The sequence below is a fragment of the Sulfurimonas sp. genome, from assembly GCF_014859695.1.
In the GTDB taxonomy this organism is placed as follows: Bacteria; Campylobacterota; Campylobacteria; order Campylobacterales; family Sulfurimonadaceae; genus Sulfurimonas.
The window spans coordinates 1-1162 of the sequence record NZ_JACUTS010000183.1; the positions used below are offsets into that span (position 1 = coordinate 1).

Below are 1162 nucleotides of genomic sequence, written 5' to 3' on the forward strand. Positions count from 1 at the left end.
ATTTAAATACAATGGCTCTTGGTTTGGCTGACGGTATCGAGAGATACTTCGCCAACAATTAAATTTTAAATCAGTACTCTTTTTTGTACTCAAGCTCTCCGGCTACAGACTCTTTTTCGTTGATAATCTTCTCAATCTGAGCTTTTACCTTGTCGTATCTGTACTGCTCTTTAAAGCCTACAATGCGTCCACCTGCTGCATTTGGATGTCCGCCGCCGCCTGTCCACTCTTTTGAGATAAGCGCGACATTTACGCCATTATTTGCTCTTATGCTAAGAGTTCCTCTGTAGCTGACATCAACTATAAAGTCATACTCCGGGTATGTCAGCAAAAAGCTGTTTCCTATGATGGAGGTATTTCCGACTCCGTAGCTTAAATATCCTCTGTAGCCTTTATAGTAGATGGTTTTCTCATCTCTAGCTTTGCCCAGAAGTTCAATTATATATTCTGCTGCAAGATTATCGAGCGTGTTATCATGATTTTTTTTGAAAAAATCTTTTTTTATCTTATGGATATTCTCATCTAGCACTATAGGAGCATTTTCCTCATCGATATACTTTACGGCTTCAAGAAGCAAAGAGAGTTTGTAGTTGTTGTCTGCTTGTGCAAACATAACTTTGTTAAGCTCTCTCATATCTGAGACAAGACGCATACAGACCTTTCCGTACTCAAAGTTATCTCTCTCTTCCATCTTCCACAAATCAACGGCATTGACAATATTTACAAACTTCTCCATCCATGCAGGCTCATTAAGCTCAAAGTGCTCTTTTGCGTAGTCGTATGTTATTTTTGTAGCGCATCTTAAGGTATCTAAATAGTACCAATCATATTTTTTAGCGCTCTCTTCCCCGCTTCCGTGGTGGTCAAGAAGAGTAAGCGTTACATCTTTTTTATTTTCATTTAGTTTAGTGACTTCGTTGTGCAGCCACTTTGCTTCATCCGCATTTAAATTAAGGTCAGTTATTAAAATAGTGGCACTTTTATCATCCTTTTTAATATTTTGTAAAACCAACTCTAATGTCTGTTTTACCTCTGCCCCGTAGTTTGCGTTATAGTTAAAAAGCGTATATGGAGTCTGCTTCATTACAAGCTGGCAGCTATATCCGTCAAGATCTGTATGTGATAGGTGATGTACTGTTTTATTGTTCATTTTTCTCTTTCT

At 38.0% G+C, this 1162-nt stretch carries 1 protein-coding gene; it reads right to left on the reverse strand.

The window, feature by feature from the left end:
- Positions 1-70: 70 nt before the first annotated feature.
- Positions 71-1162: hypothetical protein (locus IBX42_RS12545; RefSeq protein ID WP_365943761.1), on the reverse strand; the 1092-nt coding region annotated here is incomplete at its 5' end.